Origin of the sequence: Nonlabens tegetincola, assembly GCF_002954355.1 — a bacterium.
Taxonomy (GTDB): domain Bacteria; phylum Bacteroidota; class Bacteroidia; order Flavobacteriales; family Flavobacteriaceae; genus Nonlabens; species Nonlabens tegetincola.
The window spans coordinates 261,278-288,161 of record NZ_MQVV01000017.1 but is presented as its reverse complement, the minus strand read 5'-3'; the positions used below and the strand labels follow the sequence as shown (position 1 = coordinate 288,161).

Genomic DNA, 26,884 nt, shown 5'->3' with positions numbered 1-26,884 from the left:
TTTTCAAAGATGAGGTATTTTTCAATTTTCTTTTTGGCTGTGCTTGCAGCGTGTCAATCCACTGATGTAAGCAAGAAAAAAGATGATTTCAGAGAATTCAAGGTAATTGATAGCCAGTATATTTCAAAACAAGACGTGTTTGAAGGTGTACTGGATGAGGTATTACGCTTTCGCGAAAGCGAGATAGGAAAGAAGTCCTCAACATTAATAGGTCCATACGTCCTTGAAAAATCAATTCCTGAAATTCATACTGCCATCGCAGAAGGAAAGTTTACCTATGAACAACTTACACTGTATTATTTAAGTCGTATTTACGAGTACGACCGTCTTAATAAAAAAGCGATCAATTCCGTAATCCGAATTAATCCTGAGGCTATCGAGCAAGCAAAAAAGGCAGACTCTCAATTAAAGGATAAAGGAACCGCGCTAGATATTCAATATAGTATGTGGGGTATTCCTGTTCTAGTTAAGGATAACATCAATGTATCGGGAATTGCCACTACAGCTGGTGCAGTTGCATTGCTTGAAAATGACGCACGAGATGCAAAAATTATTACAAGACTTAAGGAAGAAGGTGCGGTTATTCTAGGTAAAGCAAACCTGAGTGAATGGGCCTATTACTTTTGCGGTGATTGTCCTAGTGGTTGGAGCGCCGTTGGTGGACAAACATTAAATCCATATGGGCCTAGAAAATTTGATACAGGTGGATCAAGTAGTGGTAGTGGCGCTAGCGTTGCTGCAAATTTTGCAGCGGTTGCAATAGGCTCTGAAACGGCAGGAAGTATATTATCACCATCCTCGCAACACGCGCTCGTGGGATACAAACCTACAGTAGGAACACTAAGCGGAAGCGGTATTGTACCTATTTCTAGTTATTTAGATACTGCCGGTCCTATGGCCAAGAATGTCATGGACAATGCAATCCTACTTAATGCTATGACTCAAAATGTAGAAGTAATATCTAAAAAGGAAATCGCTGGATTATATGAATCTAGTTTAAAAGGAAAACGTTTTGGTGTTTTTGCTGGCTTTCAAGAGAACTCATTGTTTTCACAGGCTATTAAGGATATAGAGAGTTTAGGGGCAACTGTAGTGATTCTAGAAGAAAAGGATGTTTCATTAGACGGTTTTATAAGCTTACTTGATCAGGATATGAAACGGGATTTGCCTAACTATTTTACGGGATATGCAAACCAATCGTATCGTGGATATGATTTAGAACGCTTAGTGAATTTTAATAAAATCGACTCGGTGAAAACCATGCCTTATGGTCAACGCTTATTCGACAATATGATCAAAAAAGATTTAATGAGTGAAGAGGATTTGCAAAGCCTTAAAAGAAAGCTTACCACGGCAACTCAAGATTATTTTTATTATTATACAAGAAAAAACAACCTCGATGGTTTTCTTTCCATTAATAATTACACTGCGGCACAAGCAGCTGTAGCATTTTTTCCTGCCATGACAGTTTCTATGGGATATGACGACTCAGGACAACCATACGGTTTAACATTTATTGCACCTACCGAAGAGGATGCCTTGTTGTTCAAGTGGGCAGCAGCTTATGAAAAAGCAACCAACCATAGACAAGCGCCCAAAGGTTATTAATTGAAATATATGAGTCAAGAAAATCAATCTGTTTTATTTACTCCAAAAGGATTAAATATAACTACCAAAATAGTAGCTTTTTACGCTGCATTTTATATAATTACTTCCATAGTTCCTTTTTTAACGGGCGAAAGAGAGTCCAACGTACTCATGCCAGATAACTTATACACACCAGTATATTTTATAGCTGCAATTCACGCTGTTGTTTTACTTATTAGTGTGGTAACTTTATGGCTTAAGAAACAATCTTGGGTGGTTACATTATTTCTTATTGCGGTAATTCTAGCTTGTAGATTTGCGTATCAAGAAATTGCAAATTGGGTTTACGCCACTTTTTGATTAATTCTATGAAACATATACTAATATTTATAGGATTCCTATGTCTGTTTTCTCAATCACCTGATTATAGACAACAAACTATTGAATTTAGAAAAAAGCAAAATGCAATTTTTAAATCTGGTGATAAATCACCATTATCACAGGATGATAAAAAGGAATTTGTTGCGTTGAAATACTACCCTTACGACCCGGAATATGTAGTTGAGGCAAATTTCACTCCTGTTGACGACGATTCCACCATTCAAGTAACCACAACAATGAATCAAGTAAGTGATTATGAAAAGTACGGTTATTTAGATTTTAATTTAAAAGGAGAGAGTTATAGGTTGCTAGTCATGTATGGGCCACAATATCGCAATCATCCTGAATATCACAATTTTTTGTCTCTTTATTTTACTGATCAAACTAATGGTGATGAAACCTATGAGGTTGGAAGGTACTTGGAATTAAGAGCTCCATTAAAGAAAAAGGTTGTTCTCAATTTTAACAATACGTACAATCCCTATTGCGCCTATAGGTATGGATATTCTTGTCCTATTCCGCCTAAAGAAAACCATTTAAACACCAAACTACAGGCAGGAGTGAAAAAGGGAATTTTGAAAAAGAAAAGGTTTTAAAATAGATATCCTAGACCAATTGTAAACTCCTCAAATCGTTCAAGGTGCTGGTAGTTAATGATTGCGGTAAAATATTCTTCTCCGATTTTGATACTTCTTGAAAATTGAGTAGAAAATATGTTAGTACTTTTAAAGTAATCGTAGTTTGTATAGTGTCCGATACCTAAAAACAATTCTCCAGCCAAACCAACTCCAACTCCAACCTCTTTAAAATTATTAAGATTATTTGAGTAATCCACATAGGGTAATCTTATATATAAGCTGTGGTTTTTGAATATAGATGAATTCTTCGGAAACCCTAGGGTTAGACTGTGGTAATTGAATTGTAAAGATTCATTACGGAATAATTTTGAGTCTAAATCAATAAACTGATAGTAAGGATCGGTTCTTGAAGATGTTTTTATATAAGTACTAATAAACCCATTTATAAAGAGTCCATTTTCAAAATCACTACCCAAGGACATACCAAAGTTTACTTTTGGAATGAATTGATAATAATCCTGGTAGGAGACTCCAATTAATTCGTTATTAATTAGTTTAAATAAACTAATTTTTTGATTGGTGCGATACAATCCACATTCTATCACTATTTCTTCAGAGCTGCTAATTAATATTACGTTTATAATATTCAATAACCCTACTTTAACCTCTTGACTCTCATAACCTACATAACTAAAAACCAAAACATCGCCATCATTGACCATGATGGAGTAAAATCCATCAAAATTTGTCGTACTATATCTTTCTGTTCCTTTTACAGTTATGATTGCACCACCTATCGGGCCATCAGGATCACTTATTACACCGCTTACAGTTCGATTTTGTGCAGTTGTTATACCAGTAAATATTAGCAATAGAAAAGTGAGAAGAAGATACCGCATATATTATTAAAGATAACTAAATAACAACAATTTTATCCTATAATTTACTTTAACAACATATCCATTACTTCATCGTATTTTTGCAGCCGATATGAGAACAAAGTCAAGAAAGAAAAATAGGATTAATGTTGTAACATTAGGATGTTCCAAAAACGTTTACGATAGTGAGGTTTTAATGGGGCAACTTAAAGCGAGTGGAAAGGATGTCGTTCACGAAGAAGAAGGTAATGTAGTGGTAATTAATACTTGTGGTTTTATTGATAATGCCAAAGAAGAATCTGTTAATACCATACTTGATTTTGTTGAGCGTAAAAATCGTGGTGAGGTCGATCAGGTATTTGTCTCTGGATGTTTGTCAGAAAGATATAAACCAGATCTAGAAAAGGAAATACCAGATGTTGATCAATATTTTGGTACAACTGAACTTCCATCACTTCTCAAAGCACTTGGTGCAGACTATAAACACGAGCTTATAGGAGAGCGAGTGACTACTACACCAAAAAACTACGCCTATTTTAAAATTGCCGAAGGTTGCGATAGACCATGTTCTTTTTGTGCTATTCCTTTAATGAGAGGTAAGCATAGAAGTACACCAATTGAGAATTTGGTAATCGAGGCAGAAAAGCTAGCTGCATCGGGTGTTAAAGAACTCATTCTAATTGCTCAAGATCTAACTTATTACGGCCTTGATTTATACAAAGAGCGCAAACTGGCAGACCTTTTACGCGCTTTGGTAAAAGTAGATGGTATCGAGTGGATTCGCCTTCATTACGCCTTTCCTACAGGTTTTCCTATGGATGTTCTTGACGTTATGAATCAAGAACCTAAAGTTTGTTTTTATTTAGACATTCCACTTCAACACATTTCTACAAAGCTGTTGAAGTCCATGCGTCGTGGTACTACTTATGAGAAGACTAATGCGTTGTTGTCACGCTTTCGCGAAAGCGTACCCAATATGGCAATTAGAACTACTTTAATAGTAGGTTATCCAGGAGAGACAGAAGAGGATTTTCAGCTGTTGAAGGATTGGGTAAAAGAACAAAGATTTGAACGACTAGGCTGTTTTACCTATTCTCATGAAGAAAATACACATGCTTATCAATTAGAGGATGATGTACCTGAAGAGGTTAAACAGGAAAGAGCCAATGAAATTATGGAAATTCAATCTCAAATTTCGTGGGAACTTAATCAAGAAAAGATAGGTCAAGTTTTTAAGGTCATGATTGATCGTAAACGAGGTAATTATTTCGTAGGTCGTACCGAGTTTGATAGTCCAGATGTTGATAATGAGGTACTCATTGAGGCTGCAGATCATTATTTGTCTGTAGGTAGTTTTGTTAATGTGAAAATTACGGCTGCTCAAGACTTTGACCTTTATGGAGAGCCTATGTCTTAAAAATAAATCATGGAACTTAAATTTGTAACGGCTCAATCATCTGACTTTCCAGTTGTGGTCGAATTGTTACAAAAAGCGGCACGTCACCTCAAAGAATCAGGTGTTGATCAATGGAGCTATTGGTTACAACCACCAGAGGATAAACTTCAATGGGTGCAACAAGGAGTTAATGCTGCCGAATTTACCTTAGTCTATTCTCATTCAATTCTAGTAGGGATGTACCGATTAATGAAGGAGGACATTCCTTATTGGGGAAAACAAGATATCGCCGCATTCTATATTCATTCGTTGGTGATTCATCCAGATTTTACGGGAAATCGTATAGGTGTTAAATTGATGAAAGCTATAGAAAAAATGGCTGCTAGTCATAGAATAGGTGTGCTTAGGTTGGATTGTCTAGCTAACAATGAAAAACTATGTTCTTATTATAAAGGTATGGGATTTAAGCCAGTGGGAACAGTCCACATGCCACACTCTACTAATCAATTATTTGAAAAACACCTTTAATTGCTCTTACAATAAAAATCATGGACTTTTTCCTGTTCACAATATTTTAAACGGTTAAGAACTTTAGGGCCGATGGTTTTATTTTGAGTAAAGAAATTAATTAATCTGAAAATTGAAGTCTCATAGAATTTCATAATGTTTTTGCTTTTAAAATACATTACAAAGTTCTATTATGATCTACCTTAGTTATAGGTTATTATTTCCTTATTTCAGGTATAAATGTCCTATGATTTGATTTCAAGACTGTAGTATTTGCTTGTAGTATCTGTACACAATCCATCACCTTCATACGATTCGTCCCAAAACTCAGGTTCTACGTATAGTTCAACCTCAATAGAATAGCGTCCAGGTTGTGATGGAGTGCCAAAAAGGACCAACTCTCTTCCGTAAACTTCGTAATCCATTCCAGCAGGTAAATGATGAACGGTAAAATAGTAGTAATAGCCGTTGTCGTTAGGGTTATTATCAATTTCGGCATTCAAACTGTCTTCGTAATATGAATCTACAACGCCTGTTGAAAGTTTTGTATCATTTAGTTGCGGTTTTGCACCCCAAATGTCGCAATCGTTTATGATGTTACACGAGACTGTAGTAATAGCTAAAATTAAAATTAACAGCAGCTTTTTCATATTCTTATTTGATATCGTGAAATGACATCAAATTTTAGACCAAACTCTAATAAATACTACCGTCTGGATTTACTAATTCACCAGAATTATTTTTCAAAATAAGAATGGAGTTTTTTAATTGCCATTTAATAGGTTGGCCCTTAATGTTTATAGAACCAGAATGCGAATTTTTTGTAATACTTTTTTCTAGTGATAAGATTACCTTACCCAGAGAGTTATAAATGTCGGTTCGGTTTTTATAACTGCGATAAAAGCTTTGATCGCCATTAATGATTAGTGTGCCTTCGGAAAGTGCTATTTTATTTTCATCAACTTTTTGAGTTACAACCTCATCCTTATTTTCTACAACTAGTTCTTGTAGTTTTTCTAGACCAACCATTCTTTCTTCATAGCTTTTGTCAATCTCCATAAGTGCTTGCTCGCTTAGGTCTCTTTCTCGTTGAATTCTTTCTAACTCTTTTTTAAGTTCTTGTTCTTTTAATTTGTTTTGTATGGCTTGTGCTTTTCTTTTTCTTCTTCAATTAATGCTAGCTTTTCTTCTTGAGTAAGTTTAAGTTGCGCAATTTGGTCTCGTTGTATTGCGGCACTGTCTTGCTTTATTTGAACCAGTTCTCTACGCATTTCTTCTTCTTTTTGTAACCTTTCTTTTTCGGTTCTGAAAGCTTCTTTTCTACTTTCTTTAATAGCGGCAATTGTTTCTTTAGTTTCTTTAATCTTTTGATCTCTCAATTCGCTTTGTCGTTGTAGTTTTTCTCTTTCTTTTCTTATAGAATCCAGTCTTCTTTGCTCGATTAAGTTTTTATTTTTTATTGCCTCAATTTGCTGTTTGAGAAGTTCTTTATCGTTATTGATTTTATTTAATCTTGCTGCTTCCAGTTCTTTTTTACGTTCTAGTTTTTCGTTTTCGACCTTTTTGAGGCGATTCAATTTTTTTGCAGCAGCAATGGAATCTAATTCGTTCTTTTTAATTCTTTGCTCTTGTAAACGCTCTTGCATTTCCTCTTGCCTTTTAAGGATTGCTGCTTTCTTTTTCTCTCTTGCAATACTTGCTCGGTCTCGAGCTGCTTGTTGTTTAAGTTCTTGTTTAGTTCTTATGCTTGTTGACTCAGTAGATGTATGGTTTGAAGCTGTTGAGGTATTTTGATCTATTTGGATTGTAGGCTCTTTTATTGGTGGATTGCAAGTTCCTGCAGTTAACAGTTCATCCTTTTTACTGTCTATCTTAATACATATGTCTGCTATACCGTTTTGACTTGATAAATTGAATGATTTTTCATTATTCAATTTATCACTAAAGTATAGGCCTAGTTCAGTAGTTGTTCCACTTGTACGCTTATAGGATGTGATTCTTGCAGAGATATTGTGTTCTTTCTTAAGTTTTTTGATTAACTCAAATAAGGTTACACGATCGGTACTTTTATCTATTTTATAGATCAATTCAGAAACGTTTTTTGATTCATTGCTCGCAGAATAAAGGTTGCAATGAAATAAGAAACATGATAAAAAAAGTGCCCACTTACATTTCCCTAATAATGCTTTCATGAGAGGTTGATTATAAGTGGTTAAAGTTACATAAAAAATGACAGGCTTTCCAATAGCTAATTTGTTGTAGTTGAGAAAGTTTATCTAATAAAAATGACTTTTATCTAATAGATTTAAATCTCCAGAGTTATAAATGGTTGTTCATAAACTTTCAAGTCAATAATAATCTATTTTTCCAACTTCTTAATTAACCATAAGTTTAATCCATGTATGCTTTGTTAATAGGCTTAAAAGATTACTTTTGTTTATTCATATTTTGTACTTATGATTAATATTACATTACCAGACGGTAGTATCAAACAAATGGAGAGCGGCTCAACACCTATGGATGTCGCAATGAGTATTTCTCAAGGATTAGCGCGCAATGTTATTAGTGCTAGCTACAATGGGAAAAAAGTAGAAACAAAAACACAGCTTACCGAAGATGGAGATCTAATTCTTTACACTTTTAAAGATAAGGAAGGTAAAGAAGCCTTTTGGCATTCAACCTCACATGTTATGGCTCAGGCTATTGAAGAATTGTTTCCTGGAGTGAGTTTAACAATAGGGCCAGCTATAGATAATGGATTTTACTACGATATAGACTTTAAAGAGCATAGTATTTCTGAAAGTGATATTCCAAAAATTGAGGCTAAAATGTTGGAAATCGCTCGAGGTAAACATGAGTTTGAAATGCGCAGTGTTTCAAAAGAAGATGCTCTAGATTTCTACAAAAAACAAAATAACGAGTATAAGGTAGAACTTATAGAAAACCTTGAGGACGGGACGATTACCTTTTGTGATCACGATTCATTTACTGATTTGTGTCGCGGTGGTCACATTCCTAATACAGGAATAATTAAAGCTGTTAAAGTCATGTCTATTGCTGGTGCATACTGGCGTGGTGATGAAAATAATACACAACTTACGAGAGTTTATGGTATTTCTTTTCCTAAACAAAAGGACCTTAAAGAATATCTAGAATTACTTGAAGAAGCAAAAAAACGTGACCATAGGAAATTAGGTAAGGAATTACAGTTATTTACTTTCTCACAGCGAGTAGGTCAAGGTCTTCCTTTATGGTTGCCAAAAGGTGCTGCATTACGTGAGCGATTAGAGAACTTCCTAAAAGCAGCTCAAAAGAAAGCTGGTTATGAAATGGTGGTAAGTCCTCATATAGGCTCAAAAGAATTATACGTAACGTCAGGACATTATGCTAAATATGGTGAAGATAGTTTTCAGCCTATTACTACACCAGCTGATGATGAAGAGTTTCTTCTTAAACCGATGAACTGCCCTCATCATTGTGAGATTTATAAAAGTACACAATGGTCATACCGAGATTTACCAAAACGCTTTGCTGAGTTTGGGACTGTTTATCGTTATGAGCAAAGTGGTGAGCTACATGGTCTTACTCGAGTACGTGGATTTACTCAAGATGACGCTCACATTTTTTGTATGCCAGAACAACTAGATGAAGAGTTTAAAGCAGTTATAGATTTAGTATTATACGTTTTTGGTTCATTAGGATTTGAAAATTTCACCGCGCAAGTGAGTGTAAGAGATCCGCAAAAACCAGAAAAATATATAGGCGACGTCAATAACTGGGAAATTGCAGAAAACGCGATCATCAGCGCGGCACGAGATAAAGGTTTAGATTATGTCATTGAAGAAGGTGAAGCTGCTTTCTATGGTCCTAAACTTGATTTTATGGTAAAAGATGCTCTAGGTCGTAGCTGGCAGTTAGGAACTATACAAGTTGATTACAATTTGCCAGAAAGATTTGATCTGTCTTATAAAGGAGCTGACAATGAGTCACATCGACCGGTTATGATCCACCGTGCGCCGTTTGGATCAATGGAACGCTTTATCGCAATTTTACTAGAGCATACAGGTGGTAACTTCCCATTATGGCTCATGCCAGAGCAATGTACTATACTGTCTCTCAGTGAGAAATATGAAAATTATGCAAAAAAGGTAGCAGATTCTCTAGGAAATTACGAAATTCGCACTATTGTTGATAATCGTGCAGAGACCATGGGTAAAAAAATCCGTGAGGCCGAAATGAATAAAATCCCTTACATGATCATTGTTGGGGAACAAGAAGAAAAGAATGGCACTATTTCTGTACGTAAACATGGTGGAGACGATTTAGGTAGTATGGATGTTTCCGCTTTCGCGAAAGCGATACAAGAAGAAATCGATGCTACCATGAAAAAATTTGAAGTTTAATTAAAATTATATAGCCATAGCAATACGTAGACGCAGAAGCCGCGGACCGGCTCGAATTATTAAAGAAGATAAGCACGCAATTAATGAGAAAATTCGTGCAAGAAAAGTTAGATTAGTAGGTCAAGGTGAACCTAGAGTAATGGACACCCGTGACGCATTGAAAGAAGCGCGCGAGCAAGAACTAGATCTTGTTGAGATTTCTCCTAACGCAGAACCGCCAGTAGTTAAAATTCTTGACTACAAGAAATTTGTTTATGAACAAAAGAAGCGTGAAAAAGCCATGAAGGCAAACGCAAGTAAGGTGGTTATTAAGGAAATACGTTTCGGTCCTAATACAGATGATCACGATTATGAGTTCAAGAAAAAACACGCCGAGAAGTTTTTGAAAGAAGGAGCTAAATTAAAGGCCTATGTTTTCTTTAAAGGACGTTCTATAATCTATAAAGATCAAGGTGAAATATTGTTGCTTAGACTTGCTCAAGATCTTGAAGATCTAGGTAAAGTAGAACAAATGCCTAAAATGGAAGGTAAACGTATGAATATGTTTATCGCTCCTAAGAAAAAATAAGACGAACTTTTTGCTTGATCGCATTAATAATTCAAGGAAAAATAATATTTTTGCAGTCCTCTTAAAAGAGGGCTGTTTTTTTATGGTCGTTTTTTAAGTGGAAATGCGAGAAATTAAAAAAGGAAATTATGCCTAAAATGAAAACTAAATCTAGTGCAAAGAAGCGTTTTAAGCTTACTGGTACTGGAAAGATCAAAAGAAAGCACGCTTTTAAAAGTCACATCCTGACAAAGAAAAGCAAGAAAAGAAAGTTAGCTCTTACTCACGATACACTTGTGCACAAGAGTGATGAAAACAATATCAAGTTACAACTTAATCTTAAGTAAGCTGTAGACCTTGATGGTTTATTAATTAATAAAAACCCAATAGTTAGGCTTTTAAAAGTGCTGTTCAAACAGTCGCCTACTATTAAAAAATTAAAATTATGCCTAGATCAGTAAATGCTGTAGCTCGTAGAGCTCGTAGAAAAAAAGTCCTTAAGCAGGCAAAAGGTTACTTCGGACGTCGTAAAAACGTTTGGACAGTAGCAAAGAATGCGGTTGAGAAAGCAATGTCTTACTCTTACCGTGATAGAAGAAATAAAAAGAGAACTTTCCGTCGTTTATGGATCACTCGTATCAATGCAGGTGCTCGTTTACATGGAATGAGTTATTCTCAATTTATGGGTGCTGTAAAGAAAAACGATATAGAACTTAATCGTAAGGTTCTTGCAGACCTAGCAATGAATAATCCAGAGGCTTTTAAAGCTATCGTGGAAAAAGTAAAATAGGGTGTAACCACCTCTCGCATCAAATTAAATCCCGATCTGATATCAGATCGGGATTTTTTTTTAGCGCGTTTTAATTTACTTGTACTAGCGTTTTTGTGAAGATCCTTATTTAGGTTCCTTTCTTCATAAATGATATACTCTTTTACGCAACCTTTTAAGGAAATGTGGATCTATTCTAAAAACGCAACCATGAAAAAATTACTATCACTTTTAATTATTACACTATTTTTTGTGATTTCTTGTGAGGATCAAGGAATGTTTTACAATGACTCGTCATTCCCAGAACCATTTTCAGGCGATCAGTATAATGAAGTTACAGAAAATCCTTTTCTTGACGTTACTGAATTTCCAATTTCTACATTCTCAATAGATGCCGACGGTGGATCTTATTCTAATGTAAGGCGCTTTTTACAGCAGGAAGCGGTTTTGCCACCTGTTAATGCTGTGCGCACTGAAGAAATCATTAATTATTTTGATATGAATTATGATGATGATTTTTCAACTAGTCCTATAACTATAAATGGAGAGATTACAAGCTGTCCTTGGACAAATGGACATAAGCTTGCTAGAATAGGTATAAAAGGAAAGGATATTGATCTTACAACCGTTGCAGGTAGTAATTATGTTTTTTTAATTGATGTCTCAGGAAGTATGTCTTCGCCAGATAAACTTGGTTTGCTTAAATCTGGGTTTAAATTTTTGGTGGATGAACTCAATGATGATGATATTGTTTCAATTGTTACTTATGCTGGTGCAGATAGGGTGGTTTTAGATGGCGCTCCAGGAAGTGATAAAATAAGAATAAAACAAGCTATTGACGATTTAGGTTTTGGTGGTGGAACTGCAGGTGCAAGAGGTATCATTACGGCTTATGAAATAGCACAATCCTATTATATAAATAATGGAAATAATAGAGTGATTCTAGGTACCGATGGTGATTTTAATATTGGAGTATCTGATCAAGAAGGTCTTATTGAACTTATAGAAGATAAAAAAGAATCAGGTGTCTTTCTAACAGCTTTAGGTGTAGGTAGAGGAAATTTAAATGAAGGAACCTTAGAGCAATTGGCTAATAAAGGAAATGGGACCTATGAATATATTGACAAAACAGAACAGTTGCTGAAAGTTTTTGTTCACGAACGAAACAAATTTTTTACCGCTGCTCAGGATGTAAAAATTCAAGTAGAATTTTCTCCAACTGAAGTGCAAAGTTATCGACTTATTGGATATGCAAACAGATTGCTACAAGATGATCAGTTTGAGGATGACGAGGAAGATGCTGGGGAAATAGGTCGCGGGCAATCCATTACCGCCTTTTATGAGATTGCACCTGCATCAACAGCAGGAAGTGCTAATCAACCTAGTCTCAAGGTTAATCTAAGATATAAAGAGCCAGTTAACTCAACCAGCAATTTACTAGTGGAAGAACTCTTAGATTCTAATCTTGATTTTAATGCGAGCTCATCACAGCAAAAATTAGGTGCTGCTGCAGCTAGTTTTGGAATGAATCTTAGGAACTCTAGCTATAAAGGCAGTTTCAATTACGGTGATATAGAACAGGTTTTACAGTCGGTACAATTGAGTGATCCACATGGATACATTCAAGAGTTTAAAGAGCTTGTTCAACTTGCTGATAGACTTTAATGGTATTGAGTTTATATTAGGTTATCAATGAAAAAGGGATGCAAGCACAGCATCCCTTTTTTTGTACAATAATTACTACTTAATTGTATTCTAAGATGATGTAAAATTATAGGATAGAGTAGGATAGAAGTGCTAATTAAACAGTAATCTCGTAATAAAGTTGTGTGAATTTTTAAGAGTTTAATAAGTTAATTAAACTTATTTCTAGAATAAGTAAGCATAACTTATTTGAAATCCTGAACTGTTGTGACCGCTATTAGGAAATTTTAAACCTGCATTTGAGATATGTCTTAAGCTATAGGTTATTATAAATTCATGCTCATCTACTTGATATTGTGTTCCAATACTCAAAACATCTGAAAAAGAAAAACCTCGTTTCAGCCTTTCGGTAGTTTGTGTGCCGTACATAGGACCTATACGAATTTGAATAAATGGTTTTATTTCAAAATTCCAGTTGTAAACTGTTTTCAGTCCTGTATGTGCTACGTATTCGTTAAATGATCTTGCCTGTGTGAATCGATCACGTCTTTCTTGAAAGTTTTCTTGATCGGGTGTGATAAAATAAAAATTAAGCAATTTATGATCTACCTGATATAGTGCCGTCTCAATTGAGGTGTGAAAGGTCCATTTGCCACTTTGCCATTGCTGCCATTCATAAAATATGTGAGCCGACTTTGTTTCATAAATATAATCGTTGCTCGTTCCAGGAAAAGATTGCTGTGTGTGCCAGCCATATCCGATACCGATTTTCCTGTTTCTAGCCGATTTTTCTGATGAAGTTTCTTGTGCTTGAACCGATATACTTACTATTGAAACAAGTAAGAAAATGAAATTATTAATTGATCTTGTAAACACCACCTAAACTTAAATTAGCATAATGAGCCACACTTAATTGAGATGTGACACTCCATTTATTCCAGTTGTAAGTGGCACCTAGATCAAATCGATAAGACTGTTTAGTCTCACCAAGAGCTACGAGGACCTGGTTAAATAAGTTCAGAAACGTACCTTCACTTCCCGTAAGTCGATAATCAATCCAACTATTTGTATAACCTACACCACTAGAAAATGTCCAATTGTTATAATCCTTACTTGCAATTAATTGGACAATAACAGCATGCGAGTCAATTAAAGCACCATCAATAGTTGTAAGCGCTGTTCCTTGATTTGATTCTATAGTATAAGGGTCAAATATTAAATTAAAATCAAAAAGAGAATAATTGGCTAGAACTGCTAGCTCAAAATCACGATTTGAACCAAAGAAATATTGGCTTAAATTATGTTTAAGCCCAAGACCGTATAAACTAAAATTAGATTTATCCAAGGTGATTTTTGGCGCAAATCTTACAAGCAATTCAGTTTCGGCCCATAAACCCACGTTAGCTTGTAAAAATGGATGTCCTAGTACTTCGGATGATATGCCTTCAAAAACTTGAAGTTCATACTCTTCACCTTCAACGGTAAAGTCAAAAAACGTTCGTTGTTCCGGACCTAAGGCAGTAGGTATTTTAGCCTCTGTGCCGCCTCGTATTCTCAAATTGTTAAATTTATCGTTATTTACTGTGAAGAATTGCTTTTTCTCAGGAGCAACTAGCGCATTAGCATGTAAGCCTATGCTCGTCTTAAATTTTGGTAGTGCTTTAGCACTGTAATACCAGGCTGCTCCTGCTTGCGTAACACTGGCTTCAGCTGCTGGTTCAATATACCCATCCAGATAGACAAGTAAATCTTCTAAAACAACTTCAATATCATTTTGAGCTCGTAGTGTTTCCGCTTTCGCGAAAGCGAGGAAAACAATAACTAACGGGACATATTTTTTCATAGATTGATTTTTAAGGAATTCACCTTATTTTACGTTGGTACTATTAAAACTCCTGACAGACTTCTCTTCAATACGCCATAATAAAAACGGTAAAGAGGTTAAACCACCATAAATGAAATAAACTGCTTTACCTAGTGCCAAATATTTACCTATAAAGAAAAATGTACTTAAGAATGCTACAGCTCCTATTATAAATCCTATCGAGATGATAAGCTGATTTGTTTCGGCTTTAATCTTTTTAATTGGTGTTGATTGTTGTGTGTGGCAATGACTGCACTGTGACGCAATTGAATCACCGTATTTCATTTTGATTTCAACACGATCTTTTCCCTTAATCTTTAAATTGAAATGGTTGCCACAACTGGTACACCTTGTGTATAAGTTCATGAAGTTCTTGGTTAACTGGTTTTCAAATATAAATAACTTATTCAAGGTTTTATAAACCTTAAAAAGCGATTACCTTTGCGCCCTTTAAAATACAGCAGTTCACAAGCATGGCTAAAATTTTCAACAACTTTACAAAATCTCCTAAAAACGATATTCTTGCGGGAATTACGGTATCGCTAGCTATGATTCCAGAGGTAGTGGCCTTTGCATTTGTGGCTGGTATAGACCCATTAGTGGCACTTTCAGGAGCGTTCATAATAGGATTAATAACTGCTTTATTCGGTGGTCGTCCTGGTTTAATATCGGGTGCTGCTGGTGCTGTTGCAGTGATATTTGTTGATCTTATCATCAAAGGTCATGAAAAGGGTATGGCCTTTGAAAACCCAGTAGAAAATATGGGTTTTTACTACCTTTTTGCCACGGTAATCTTAATGGGTGTTATTCAAATAGGAGCAGGTGTTTTTAAGATAGGTAAATTTGTTAGGTTAATACCACATCCAGTAATGATGGGATTTGTGAATGGTCTTGCGGTAGTGATTTTTATCGCGCAAGTAAAAATGTTTTCACATAAAAATCCGGTTGTGGGAGAAGATGGAGTTACACGATATGTATCCACCTACATGCAAGGAACTGAATTGTGGACGATGATTGCGCTTGTGTTATTAACCATGGGAATTATATGGTTATTACCTAAACTTACTAAAAAGATACCAGCTGCATTAACGGCAATCATAGTTACAACTGCTGTTGTTGTGATAAGCGGTATGGAGGTAAGTACAGTAGGTTCCTACATAATTGAAGGTGGTGGGACAGGTTTAAAGGGTGAATTACCTACTTTTAATACTGATCTTTGGAGCAACTTACCAATCAATTTTAAAACTTTTCAATTCATCCTTCCTTATGCTTTTCTTGCCGCTGCGGTTGGTTTAATTGAATCCTTGATGACCATGAATTTAGTCGATGAACTTACCGAGACACGTGGTAGTGGTAATCGAGAATGTGTGGCGCAAGGTGCAGGTAATATTGTGAGTGGACTTTTCGGAGGAACAGGTGGTTGTGGAATGATTGGTCAAACAGTAATTAATATTAATGCCGGTGGTCGTGGTAGACTTTCTGGGGTTATGATGGCAATTACCTTGTTAACGTTTTTACTGTTTACAGATAAACTAATAGAGCAAGTTCCCATCGCAGCGTTGATAGGTGTAATGTTTATGATGGTTATTGACACCTTTGCTTGGTCAAGTTTCAGGATACTTAATAAAATTCCAAAATCTGATGCTGCTGTTCTGATAACTGTATCAGTAGTTACAGTTATTTTTGATCTTGCAATTGCTGTTTTTGTAGGTGTAATTATAAGTGCTCTTGTTTTTGCTTGGGAAAGTGCCAAAAGAATTAGAGCGAGAAAACGTATTGAAGATGATGGAACCAAGGTGTATGAAATTTGGGGCCCATTATTTTTTGGATCAGTGACTGATTTTAATAAGAAATTTGATCCTAAAAATGATCCACAAAAAATTAAAATAGATTTTATTGAATCTAGGGTTCAGGATCATTCAGGAATTGAAGCACTACGAGAGGTTGTAAATAAATATCAAGCACAAGGAAAAGAAGTGAAGCTGACCCATTTAAGTCCTGAGTGTAAAGAATTACTCATGCGTCGTAATCCTGAATTTGATACTATTATTGAAAGCAGTGTTGAGGATCCACGGTACCATATTGCTACCGATTTATTAGATGCAGAGGTTTAAGGAAGAATATTTTAACCTTCCTCTTTAAACACTTCTCAGGTAGATTTAATTCTTATTATTGATTAACACAGAATGCGTGCAATGTATGGCATTGTTGCATGGATTTTCACGTAATAATAATTTGGATAATGTTACGAGAAGTGATTTAAATCAATTGTGTTGAACTCTCATTAACATAATTTTAAGTTTTTAGACTTGAGGCTTACGTTTTAATTCATTGATTAATAAGGGCTTTTGAATTCATGTTAATTCTTGTTTAAACCAGTTATATTCTGCGTTTCAGGTTGAGATTTGCTATTTTTGGGAAAACTACGCAATCGATGGATATCAACTTTAATAAAAACGAAGATCACAATAAATTACTATTAAGTACTCTCAAAAAAAGATTTGCTCAAGTTTCATTAGGCGGTGGGCAAAAACGCATTGATAAGCTCCATGCTAAAGGTAAGCTTACTGCAAGAGAAAGAATCGATTATTTATTGGATGATCCATCCAATGCTATTGAAATAGGAGCCTTTGCTGGTGAAGGAATGTATGAGGAACATGGTGGTTGTCCTAGCGGTGGAGTAGTAGTTAAAATTGGTCATGTTCAAGGTAAACAAGTTATCGTAGTCGCAAATGACGCTACGGTTAAAGCAGGAGCCTGGTTTCCTATTACGGGTAAGAAGAACCTTAGAGCCCAAGAAATTTCCATTGAAAATAAATTACCGATTATCTATTTGGTAGATAGTGCAGGAGTGTACTTACCTATGCAAGATGAAATATTCCCAGATAAGGAACATTTTGGTCGCATCTTTCGTAATAACGCAGTTATGAGTAGTATGGGAATCACTCAAATTGCTGCTGTTATGGGTAGCTGTGTTGCTGGTGGTGCTTACTTACCTATAATGAGTGATGAGGCTCTTATAGTTGATAAAACAGGTAGTATTTTTTTAGCTGGAAGCTATTTGGTTAAAGCAGCCATTGGAGAAAGTATCGATAATGAAACCTTAGGTGGTGCAACTACTCACTGTGAAATAAGCGGTGTTACTGATTATAAGGCTAGCGACGATAAAGATGCCTTAGATAAAATCAAGAATATTTTTGACAAAATTGGAGACTTTGAAAAGGCTGGTTTCAATAGAAAGGAATCAGTAGAACCTTCTCTGGATCCAGAAGAGTTATTTGGTACGCTTCCGCGAAAGCGTAGTGATCAATATGATATGATGGATATCATCAATCGTATGATCGATGCGGATACATTTGAAGAATATAAATCTGGCTATGGCCAAACCATCGTAACTGGATATGCTAGAATTGATGGATGGGCAGTTGGTATAGTGGCTAACCAAAGGAAAATTGTAAAAACCAAAAAAGGTGAAATGCAATTTGGTGGTGTTATCTATAGTGATAGCGCCGATAAAGCAACTCGTTTTATTGCCAACTGTAACCAAAAGAAAATACCTTTAGTTTTCTTACAAGACGTGACTGGCTTTATGGTAGGTTCCAAGTCAGAACACGGTGGAATCATAAAAGATGGTGCCAAAATGGTAAATGCAGTTTCAAATAGCGTGGTTCCTAAATTCACTGTAGTAGTAGGAAACAGTTATGGTGCTGGTAATTATGCTATGTGCGGTAAAGCCTATGATCCTAGATTAATCGTCGCATGGCCTAGCGCAGAACTGGCAGTAATGTCTGGAAATAGCGCTGCTAAAGTACTCATGCAAATTGAAAAAGCATCGCTAGAAAAATCGGGTGAGAAACTGAGTGAAGCAGATGAAAAAGCACTGTTTGACAAAATCAAAAATAGATATGACGATCAGGTTTCTCCTTATTATGCAGCTGCACGATTATGGACTGATGCTATTATAGATCCGCGCGATACACGCAAGTGGATTTCTATGGGAATAGAAGCCGCAAATCATGCACCTATTGAAAAGGATTTTAATCTTGGGGTGATACAGACATAATTATAATATTGCTACATGATCTGTAGTTATTATCTTGATCCAAAGGCTAAATCCTACAATGACCATAAAGAGGTATTTTAAAATTGCGCTATTTGCCCTTTTAGCTTTTATAGTTTACAAGGTCGCGAGTTGGTTTGTTTTTGAACCAGATCGTATAAACGCTTTTCATCTTGTACCTCATGATGCGATGTTTATAATTGAAACGCGCGAACCTATTAGTAATTTAGAAATTCTTTCTCAAAGTGAATTATGGGATCATTTGCAATCGAATGAGCAAATTGCATTGATGAGTGAGAAGTTAAACTCATTGGATTCTCTTTTTCAGTCAGAAAGAAATTTATTTAATAAAATAGGAGATAGAGATCTTATTATAAGTGCTCATAAAATCAGTTTTGATGATTACGGGTTTTTATACGTAGCCGATCTAAGGCAGTATTCAAAAATTGATTTGATTAAAAATAACATTAGCCAGTTGGTAAATGAGAATTACAGTGTTTCTAAAAGAGAATTTAAAGGACATGTAATTCAAGAGATATTGGATACAAATACAAATGAGGTTCTTAGAATAACCTTTATAGAAAATCAATTAGTAGCAAGTTACACACCTCGACTGGTTGAAAGAAGTATTACCACAAGCAAAAATCCTAAATTAAGTACCGACTTGAATTTCATAAAAGTGAAAAATGAAATTCAAGATGATGGCTTATTCAGGTTTTACTTGAATCACAATCAGCTCAGTAATTACTATGGTCTTTTTGTTAATGAATCCAGTGATATTATTGATATTCTTGAAAGAAATTTTTATTACAGCGGTTTTCTAATAGAAGAAGAAAGTGATCGATGGTTAAAAGCAACTGGTTATATAAGCGGTAATTCGACTGCACAAGCCTTTATAAAAGCATTAGACAATTCTGGAACAGGTAGCTTAGATGCCACTACTGTTTTGCCAAATGATACCGCACTTTATGTAAGTTTTGGGTTTGATAATTTTCAATCTCTGCAACAGGATTTTATTTCAATTTTAAAGAAACAAGAAAATAAAACAGTTGAAGAATATGAAAATGGTAAAAAGAAGATAGAGGAATTTCTGGATATAGATCTAGATCGTGATATGTACTCTTGGTGGGATGATGAATTTGCTTTTGCTACATTAGATAATAGCAATAATTCTAATTATAAGAATAACCAAGAAAGTATAATAGCTGCCATTAAATATAACGACGAGGATGTAATGCAGGAGCGGCTACGATTTGTTCAAGAACAAATTCGTAAAAAATCTCCTGTCATGTTCAAGACGGTTAATTATAAACAACATGCCATAAATTTTCTTGATATAAAAGGGTTTTTTAAATGGGTGTTAGGAGGAATGTTTGAACGAATTGAAAAACCATATTATACAGTTATTGATGACTATATAGTCTTTTCTAACAGTCCAGTAACACTCAAAAAGATGATTGATGATTACGAGGACAAAAACACTTTGATTTACAGCGATTATTACATGGATTTTATTGATGAATTCAGTACCCAAAGCAACGTGTTTTTTTATATAGATACTAATAAACTAGCTCATGTAGGAAGTGAATACTTAAATAAAGAAACTCAACTACTGCTTAATAAGCAACACGATTTTTACTCTCAATTTACCCAACTAGGTTTTGAGTTAAAGGCAAAGGAGGATTTATTTAAAACAAGAGCTGTAATGAGATATGATCCTGATTATGATAATCAGGTGCAAGAATTAGAGCAACAGGTTTCACCAGGAATTGAGTTGGTGCGCAATGTGGTAAATCTAGATAAAGAAACAATATTTCAGCTTGACCTATTTCCTTCAGATTTTACCGCTAGTGATTATGAGCAATTCTACTCAAATGGTCAGCTTAAATTCAAAGTTCCTTTAAGTGATGGTTTACCTAACGGTAGATATAGAGAATATTATATCACTGGTGAGTTGAAAATTTCTGGACGCTTTAAACTAGGTAAGCAAATTGGCAAATGGAAAGCCTTCTATCCTAATGGAAAACGCTTTCACCAAAAAAGCTTTTAGCCCTATTTACTAGATTAAATATTACATGCCGTAAAGTAAAATTTGATGCTTACTACTAACCAATAAACCAACATTGAATCAAAAATGATTAAAAAAGCTTTTGATTTTTTAGTCTATTTCATACCTAAAAATATTACTACTTTAAGAATTATAAGTAAGCTAACAACCGTTAGTTTTCTTATTTTTATCCCATGGCAAAAATGGAAGATTTTGTTTTACCCAAAATGGGTGAAAGTATAACCGAAGGAACTGTACTCAATTGGATGGTACAACCAGGAGAATCCTTTAAAGAAGGAGATATTCTTGTTGAAGTAGGTACTGATAAAGTTGATAATGAAGTACCTGCGACTGCTAGTGGTATTATGCAGGAGCATTTATTCAATTCAGGAGACGTGGTTGAAATAGGCGCTGTGATTGCTCGATTTGAGCCAGTAGAAGGAGCAGTAAGTTCAACAAAAAAAACAGACAATTCCGCACAAAAAGCACCTCAAAAAACGAGTTCTGAGAAACCAAAACAAACACCTCTCAAGCCTAAAAAAGCCGTAACCAGTTCAATTAGTAATTCTCAAACCTCATTTGTCAATGTTGATAGGTTCATAAGCCCGTTAGTAGAAAGTATAGCAAGAGAGCATCATATTTCGTATGAGGAATTAGCTCGTATTCCCGGCACTGGTAAAGATAATCGTCTACGCAAGAGTGATGTAATACAATATTTGAATGAAGGCAGGCCTTATCAATTTGCACAATCAGTATCGCCAGAACCAGACCCAACAGCATATAGAATTCCCCAACTCAATTTAGACAAAGGAACTGGTCGTATTGTAGAAATGGACCGCATGCGCAGCATGATTGCAGATCACATGGTGTACAGTAAACACACTAGTCCACATGTTACTGCCTATGTTGAAGCAGATTTGACTGATGTAGTACGCTTTCGCGAAAGCGTGAAAAACGAATTCCAAGAAAAACACGGCAACAAACTGACCTTTACGCCATTATTCGTTAAGGCTGTTGCCAGCGCTATCAAAGAATTTCCAATGATTAATAGTAGTCTGGATGGCAAAAACATTATCGTAAAAGAGGAAATTAATGTTGGGATGGCAACGGCGTTACCTACCGGTAATTTAATAGTGCCTGTAGTTAAAAATGCCGATCAAAAAACACTACCTGAACTAGCTGCCGATGTAAATCGACTTGCTGGGCTAGCTAGGGATAATAAACTAGGTGGTGATGATATAAAAGGAAGCACCTTTACAATTAGTAATGTAGGGACCTTTGGTTCCTTAATGGGAACACCCATTATCAATCAACCAGAAGTCGCAATATTGGCAACTGGGATTATTAAAAAGCGTGCCGAAGTAATCACAGAAAATGGAGAAGATCGCATTGAGATTCGCAGTATGATGATGTTAAGTTTAAGTTTTGATCACCGTGTTGTTGACGGTTATTTAGGCGGTAGCTTTTTGAAAAAGGTAGCCGATAATATGGCTCTTGTTCCTGATCTTAAAGATTTATAACACTATAAAATCACTGTCTACATCATTAATGTGATGTGGACAAGTAAAACATTTAATATGAGTAATTTTATAAATGATACTCAATTTAAGGAAAACCTTAAAAAGGCCTATCGTAATCTAGTTACTGCCAAAGCAATGGCAGAGCATTACGAAGACAATTTTAAGCTGGTTTCAAAATATGTACATGCCACTAGCCGTGGTCATGAGGTGATACAAACTGCAATCGGAATGCAATTGCTACCTCAAGATTTTGCATTTCCCTACTATCGCGACGATGCCATGCTGCTCGCAATAGGTATGAAGCCTTATGATTTAATGCTACAGTTATTAGCTAAAAAAGATGATCCCTTCAGTGGTGGTCGTACCTATTACTCACACCCATCATTGAATGACGAGGATAAGCCTAAAATTCCTCATCAAAGTAGCGCAACAGGAATGCAAGCAATTCCTGCAACAGGTGTAGCAATGGGAATGTGGTACAAGGAAAGTCTTGAAGAATTGAAGCAAGATGACGATGTTGACATGCCTATCGTCGTTTGTTCACTAGGTGATGCCAGTGTAACCGAAGGTGAAATAGCGGAAGCCTGGCAAATGGCAGCCCTTAAACAATTACCTATTCTATATCTAGTACAAGATAATGGCTGGGATATAAGTGCTAATGAAGCAGAAACACGCGCACAAAATGCTGCTCAATATGCATCAGGGTTTCATGGCTTAGAGTCGGTAAGTATTGATGGGACAGACTTTGAGGAATCATATAAAACCCTTGAAAAAGTTATTGAAACTATTAGGACAGAACGCAGACCATTTGTAGTTCATGCCAAGGTGCCTTTGCTTAATCATCATACAAGCGGTGTTCGCATGGAGTTTTATAGAGATGATCTTGAAGAGGCACGTAGTCGTGACCCTTATCCACGCATGCGTGAGCTCATGGGTAAATATGGATTTAGCGAGCTGGAACTGGATGAGATGGACGCTTTCGCGAAAGCAGAAGTAGAGCAATCTCTCAAAAGTGCAATAGAACAACCAGACCCAGAACCAGCAGATTTGTTTAGGCATGATTTTGCACCTACACCGATTACTGAGGAAAAAGGAGAACGATCGCCAAAGGACGCAGAGAAAGTAGTCATGGTGGACTGTGCCTTGTTTGCTATTGAAGAATTGATGCGCAAGCATCCTGAATGCTTACTTTATGGGCAAGATGTAGGAGGAAGATTAGGTGGTGTTTTTAGAGAAGCAGCTACACTAGCTCAAAAGTTTGGTGATAATCGAGTTTTTAACACTCCTATTCAAGAAGCCTTCATAGTAGGTAGTACAGTAGGAATGAGTGCGGTAGGATTGAAACCAATAGTTGAAGTTCAGTTTGCAGATTATATATGGCCAGGTTTGAATCAATTATTTACCGAGGTTTCAAGATCATGTTACTTGAGTAATGGTAAATGGCCAGTATCAATGATTTTAAGAGTGCCTATAGGTGCCTATGGTAGTGGTGGTCCTTATCACTCATCATCTGTAGAAAGTGTTATAACCAATATACGAGGTCTTAAAATAGCATATCCTTCTAATGGTGCCGATTTAAAAGGACTGATGAAAGCAGCTTATTACGATCCTAATCCTGTGGTGATTTTTGAACACAAAGGTTTGTATTGGTCCAAAGTGCCCGGGACAAAAGGAGCAACTAGCATAGAGCCTAGCGAGGATTACGTCCTGCCATTTGGTAAAGCATGGGTTTTACAAGAAATTTGGAAACAAGAGGAAGAGGAAACCTTGTCGATAATTACCTATGGAATGGGTGTTCACTGGGCTATGAATGCTACTCAAGAATTAGGAGTTCAGGATAGAGTAGAGGTAGTCGATCTGCGTACTCTACATCCGTTGGACTATCAGACTGTATTTACCAGTGTAAAGAAATGCGGTAAATGTTTAATTGTAACCGAAGAACCTAGTGATAATGGGTTTTCGCGAGGATTGCAAGGTCGTATTCAAGAAGAATGTTTTAAAGAGTTAGACGCACCAGTAATGCTTATAGGAAGTGAGAATATGCCTGCGATTCCTTTAAATAGTACGCTAGAGCAAACCATGATTCCTAATACTGAAAAGGTAAAGAATAAGATTGAAAAGGTATTGAATTATTAAGTAATGAAAATTCAAATTGAACGTAAGAATGATGATTTTTTGATGGAAGCAATAGGCTCCTCAGGAAATACAGTAATGATCGATCATAGTGGCGCAACTCCTGTACAAGGAGTAAGTCCAATGGAACTTGTTTTAATGGGAGTAGGTGGCTGTAGCGCAATTGATATTATTGATATTCTAAAAAAGCAACGTCAATCTATCACTAGTTACAAAGTTGAAGTGCAAGGAGATCGATTTGAATTGGATCATGCAAAACCATTTAAGTCAATCACTTGTGCTATTCATCTGGAAGGAGATATAGACGATAAAAAGGCTGCTCGTGCAGCGGCTTTAAGTTTTGAGAAATACTGTAGTGTTTCTAAAACTTTTGATGCTGTAGTTGCGATTAACTATAAAGTAATAGTAAACGGTACCGATATTGAGTAACCTTAGAGGTTTTATTTGATTTTTTTAATAGTAAAAAAATTACTTCCTGCCTCGGGTCTCATGGTAACTGTTCCCGTGTTCCCTGTTTGTTCTACATGAATATAGACTTGATCACCTGCTTCTAATTCAACAAGTTCATTTATGTTGATACTAGAAGTTGTTACACCATTTCTATTTCTCATGTAGTTGTTAGATGTTGTTGTTCCTGGATATATTGTGGTTCCTCCTCGATCTACCCTTAATTCAGCATCTAATTGAATGTCAACGTTAGTAGATCCTGAATCGACAATTATTGACATATTTACCTTTATTTCAAACCTTCCATCTTCTCCTATTGTCAATCTTGTTGTGCCTGATCCGTAGCTTACGTTAAATAAACTATAATCATCATTCCATTCCGCAAAGGAAAACAGTTCTAATTCGTTTGAAGTGAAATCGTTTAAATTTTGAGTTCTATTTGCTGCATTACCAAACCTTGCTGAGCGTGTTTCTGCAAATTGTGGTATCCATCTACTACCATTCCATACATACACACCTTGGCGAACATCGTTAAGATATCCTGATGGAGTTAAATTTTCACTTCTATTGTAAACCATTGTACCTGAAGCTGGATTTGATGGTAATGGACTGAAACTATTTGCAGCTGTTAAACTAACTCTATTTAGTAGAAGTCCACGATTACTCTGACTTAAGGCAAGCGAAGCGTATTCTGGGTTAGCATTAGAGCCTACGTCTAGATTATGTCTACTTGAGTTTGCACTAAGAATTACATTTGAATCTCCTCGAATTTGCAGACTCATATCACCATCTCCATCAGGATTAAGTGTTATCTGTCTAGAGGTGCCAAAATTTTGTAATTTCAAAAAGTCATACCCGTCACTTGTAAACATTAAGCCTTCATCGGATCCGTTCAAATACATTCCTGAATTAGTTTTATTCGCAAATGAATAGGATGGTAACGATTCGGTTCCATTAGAATAACTCAAAAGTCTACCAGATGTAGTTATTTGAAATCTATCATTATTATTCGTTTTAATGATAACAGGGATGTTATTATTTGTACCAAACCTGTCCGTTGAAATGGCATTATTACCTTCTACCGACCAATCTTTTAAATTGGTTAATAAAATCCAGCTATTGGAACCATTCCAATAATAAAAACCGGGTGAAACGGCATTTGTCCCGGAAGTGGTTGCTGTATTATAAACTAAAACACCTTCTTCAAGTGTGCTACCTACTAAATTTATTCCACTTAAGCTATTAGTTGAGTTAAGTGATACTTTAGGAATTAATATTCCTTTATCAGATGATGAGATATCCAATGCAGTACCATCGGCAGGAGAAGTGGTGTTTATACCAACCTGAGCTAAGCTCGTGGCAAAAGAAAAAAGGAAAATAACTGAAATTAATTTCAAAACATTATCATTTTAGATTATACAAATCAAAAACTTAAATGTCATAATCACGTATTTATCAACGTATTATTGTTAATTTCAGTTAAAGGGTATAAAAATCAGATGTATAGATGAGGTTTTCTCAATACACTTACGATTATTTGATGTGATTCCTTGATAATGAAGCCTATTTAATACTAATTCCAAAAAAGTTATCTAGCTGGCTCTGGTGGAAATTGCTCTAATATTTCTTTAACCATTTCATTGGTTCGTTCTATTTTGTCTTGTGGTGTGGTCTTTAACGGCGCTGTTCCTATACCTTGCCAAATAAGCTCTTTTTTATTGGTGTCTATAAAATCTATATAAAGAACGCCTTCGGTAACTCGATTTACACTATTGCTCCATGGGCCACCCCAAAAGCCGCCCCAGCCCCAGCCCCAGCCGACATTCCAACCCCAGTTGTTATACACATCAACACGCTCCTTGGCATCAGTGAAGATATTAATCATAAAATCAGGATTTTGAGATTTGGTAAATCCTTTTGCTTGCATATTCGCATCAATAGCTCTAAGAATACGTTTTTTATCAAGTTCGCTTACATCGGCTTCGTCAATACCTTGTTTGTAGTAGGCGTACGTTTGATACTTATTAAAATCTGCATTTACATCATAATCTTGAGTTACTCGTACTGTCTGACAACTAGCAGCTACTATTGTTATTAATAAAAGGGTAAAAAATCGTTTCATA

At 35.7% G+C, this 26,884-nt stretch carries 25 protein-coding genes; 16 read left to right on the top strand and 9 right to left on the bottom strand.

Annotated features, from left to right (window positions below; genetic code table 11):
• The first annotated feature begins 9 nt into the window (after positions 1 to 9).
• From BST93_RS12925 to BST93_RS12915, 3 genes are read left to right on the top strand one after another with little or no spacing between them, the layout of a single operon-like run.
• Positions 10 to 1,608, top strand: coding sequence for an amidase family protein (locus BST93_RS12925; protein WP_105019493.1), 1,599 nt, complete (start codon positions 10 to 12; stop codon positions 1,606 to 1,608).
• A 9-nt stretch (positions 1,609 to 1,617) separates the two neighbouring features.
• A complete protein-coding gene (locus BST93_RS12920; RefSeq protein WP_105019492.1) occupies positions 1,618 to 1,947 on the top strand; it encodes a hypothetical protein in 330 nt (109 codons plus the stop codon).
• A gap of 8 nt (positions 1,948 to 1,955) precedes the next feature.
• Complete coding sequence (locus BST93_RS12915; RefSeq protein WP_105019491.1) at positions 1,956 to 2,564, top strand: DUF1684 domain-containing protein; 609 nt, start codon at positions 1,956 to 1,958, stop codon at positions 2,562 to 2,564.
• On the opposite strand, the gene BST93_RS12910 is transcribed toward BST93_RS12915, so the two are convergent.
• Positions 2,561 to 3,445: a carboxypeptidase-like regulatory domain-containing protein gene (locus BST93_RS12910; RefSeq protein WP_105019490.1), complete on the bottom strand. Its 885-nt coding sequence runs from the start codon at positions 3,443 to 3,445 to the stop codon at positions 2,561 to 2,563. The genes BST93_RS12915 and BST93_RS12910 overlap by 4 nt on opposite strands.
• Before the next feature lie 91 nt (positions 3,446 to 3,536).
• On the opposite strand from BST93_RS12910, the gene rimO reads away from it, so the two are divergent.
• Positions 3,537 to 4,841: a 30S ribosomal protein S12 methylthiotransferase RimO gene (rimO, locus tag BST93_RS12905; RefSeq protein ID WP_105019489.1), complete on the top strand. Its 1,305-nt coding sequence runs from the start codon at positions 3,537 to 3,539 to the stop codon at positions 4,839 to 4,841.
• Between the two features lie 9 nt (positions 4,842 to 4,850).
• Complete coding sequence (locus BST93_RS12900) at positions 4,851 to 5,348, top strand: GNAT family N-acetyltransferase (RefSeq protein WP_105019488.1); 498 nt, start codon at positions 4,851 to 4,853, stop codon at positions 5,346 to 5,348.
• 224 nt (positions 5,349 to 5,572) lie between these two features.
• On the opposite strand, the gene BST93_RS12895 is transcribed toward BST93_RS12900, so the two are convergent.
• From BST93_RS12895 to BST93_RS12885, 3 genes are all read right to left on the bottom strand, one after another.
• Entirely contained in the window at positions 5,573 to 5,977 is a 405-nt protein-coding gene (locus tag BST93_RS12895) for a hypothetical protein (RefSeq protein ID WP_105019487.1), read from the bottom strand.
• A gap of 46 nt (positions 5,978 to 6,023) precedes the next feature.
• Positions 6,024 to 6,386 (bottom strand): hypothetical protein, encoded by a 363-nt coding sequence (locus BST93_RS12890; RefSeq protein ID WP_105019486.1) that lies wholly within the window; start codon positions 6,384 to 6,386, stop codon positions 6,024 to 6,026.
• 68 nt (positions 6,387 to 6,454) lie between these two features.
• Positions 6,455 to 7,519: a hypothetical protein gene (locus BST93_RS12885; protein ID WP_105019485.1), complete on the bottom strand. Its 1,065-nt coding sequence runs from the start codon at positions 7,517 to 7,519 to the stop codon at positions 6,455 to 6,457.
• A gap of 264 nt (positions 7,520 to 7,783) precedes the next feature.
• Between BST93_RS12885 and thrS the strand changes: the two genes are divergently transcribed.
• The 5 genes from thrS to BST93_RS12860 all read left to right on the top strand — a co-directional run bounded on the left by thrS (position 7,784) and on the right by BST93_RS12860 (position 12,711).
• On the top strand, positions 7,784 to 9,730 hold the full coding sequence (gene thrS / locus BST93_RS12880; RefSeq protein WP_085775115.1) for a threonine--tRNA ligase: 1,947 nt from the start codon (positions 7,784 to 7,786) through the stop codon (positions 9,728 to 9,730).
• Between the two features lie 58 nt (positions 9,731 to 9,788).
• Positions 9,789 to 10,298 carry a translation initiation factor IF-3 gene (infC, locus tag BST93_RS12875; RefSeq protein WP_082586947.1) on the top strand — a complete coding sequence of 170 codons (510 nt, stop codon included), beginning with the start codon at positions 9,789 to 9,791 and terminating at the stop codon, positions 10,296 to 10,298.
• A gap of 128 nt (positions 10,299 to 10,426) precedes the next feature.
• Positions 10,427 to 10,624, top strand: coding sequence for a 50S ribosomal protein L35 (gene rpmI / locus BST93_RS12870; protein WP_042277675.1), 198 nt, complete (start codon positions 10,427 to 10,429; stop codon positions 10,622 to 10,624).
• 98 nt (positions 10,625 to 10,722) lie between these two features.
• Positions 10,723 to 11,067 carry a 50S ribosomal protein L20 gene (rplT, locus tag BST93_RS12865; protein ID WP_042277677.1) on the top strand — a complete coding sequence of 115 codons (345 nt, stop codon included), beginning with the start codon at positions 10,723 to 10,725 and terminating at the stop codon, positions 11,065 to 11,067.
• 189 nt (positions 11,068 to 11,256) lie between these two features.
• Positions 11,257 to 12,711 carry a vWA domain-containing protein gene (locus BST93_RS12860; protein ID WP_181072643.1) on the top strand — a complete coding sequence of 485 codons (1,455 nt, stop codon included), beginning with the start codon at positions 11,257 to 11,259 and terminating at the stop codon, positions 12,709 to 12,711.
• Between the two features lie 204 nt (positions 12,712 to 12,915).
• Here the strand turns inward: BST93_RS12860 and BST93_RS12855 are convergent, their stop codons facing one another.
• From BST93_RS12855 to BST93_RS12845, 3 genes are read right to left on the bottom strand one after another with little or no spacing between them, the layout of a single operon-like run.
• Entirely contained in the window at positions 12,916 to 13,566 is a 651-nt protein-coding gene (locus BST93_RS12855) for an acyloxyacyl hydrolase (RefSeq protein ID WP_181072641.1), read from the bottom strand.
• Positions 13,547 to 14,533 carry a DUF6588 family protein gene (locus BST93_RS12850; protein WP_105019481.1) on the bottom strand — a complete coding sequence of 329 codons (987 nt, stop codon included), beginning with the start codon at positions 14,531 to 14,533 and terminating at the stop codon, positions 13,547 to 13,549. The genes BST93_RS12855 and BST93_RS12850 overlap by 20 nt, the downstream gene beginning before the upstream one ends.
• Before the next feature lie 24 nt (positions 14,534 to 14,557).
• Entirely contained in the window at positions 14,558 to 14,920 is a 363-nt protein-coding gene (locus tag BST93_RS12845; RefSeq protein WP_105019480.1) for a hypothetical protein, read from the bottom strand.
• Between the two features lie 107 nt (positions 14,921 to 15,027).
• On the opposite strand from BST93_RS12845, the gene BST93_RS12840 reads away from it, so the two are divergent.
• The 6 genes from BST93_RS12840 to BST93_RS12815 all read left to right on the top strand — a co-directional run bounded on the left by BST93_RS12840 (position 15,028) and on the right by BST93_RS12815 (position 24,743).
• Entirely contained in the window at positions 15,028 to 16,668 is a 1,641-nt protein-coding gene (locus tag BST93_RS12840) for a SulP family inorganic anion transporter (RefSeq protein WP_105019479.1), read from the top strand.
• A 320-nt stretch (positions 16,669 to 16,988) separates the two neighbouring features.
• Positions 16,989 to 18,617: an acyl-CoA carboxylase subunit beta gene (locus BST93_RS12835; protein WP_105019478.1), complete on the top strand. Its 1,629-nt coding sequence runs from the start codon at positions 16,989 to 16,991 to the stop codon at positions 18,615 to 18,617.
• Positions 18,618 to 18,675: 58 nt separating this feature from the next.
• The gene (locus tag BST93_RS12830) at positions 18,676 to 20,664 is read left to right on the top strand and encodes a DUF3352 domain-containing protein (protein WP_105019477.1); all 1,989 of its coding nucleotides are present in this window, start codon (positions 18,676 to 18,678) and stop codon (positions 20,662 to 20,664) included.
• Positions 20,665 to 20,855: 191 nt separating this feature from the next.
• Positions 20,856 to 22,181, top strand: a complete 1,326-nt coding sequence (locus tag BST93_RS12825) for a dihydrolipoamide acetyltransferase family protein (protein WP_105019476.1) — start codon at positions 20,856 to 20,858, stop codon at positions 22,179 to 22,181.
• Positions 22,182 to 22,238: 57 nt separating this feature from the next.
• Complete coding sequence (locus BST93_RS12820; protein ID WP_105019475.1) at positions 22,239 to 24,317, top strand: alpha-ketoacid dehydrogenase subunit alpha/beta; 2,079 nt, start codon at positions 22,239 to 22,241, stop codon at positions 24,315 to 24,317.
• A gap of 3 nt (positions 24,318 to 24,320) precedes the next feature.
• Positions 24,321 to 24,743, top strand: coding sequence for an OsmC family protein (locus BST93_RS12815; protein ID WP_105019474.1), 423 nt, complete (start codon positions 24,321 to 24,323; stop codon positions 24,741 to 24,743).
• An 11-nt stretch (positions 24,744 to 24,754) separates the two neighbouring features.
• On the opposite strand, the gene BST93_RS12810 is transcribed toward BST93_RS12815, so the two are convergent.
• Both BST93_RS12810 and BST93_RS12805 read right to left on the bottom strand, forming a co-directional pair.
• Positions 24,755 to 26,158, bottom strand: a complete 1,404-nt coding sequence (locus tag BST93_RS12810) for a phage tail-like protein (protein ID WP_105019473.1) — start codon at positions 26,156 to 26,158, stop codon at positions 24,755 to 24,757.
• 191 nt (positions 26,159 to 26,349) lie between these two features.
• A complete protein-coding gene (locus tag BST93_RS12805; protein WP_105019472.1) occupies positions 26,350 to 26,883 on the bottom strand; it encodes a DUF4136 domain-containing protein in 534 nt (177 codons plus the stop codon).
• Between the last annotated feature and the right edge of the window lies 1 nt (position 26,884).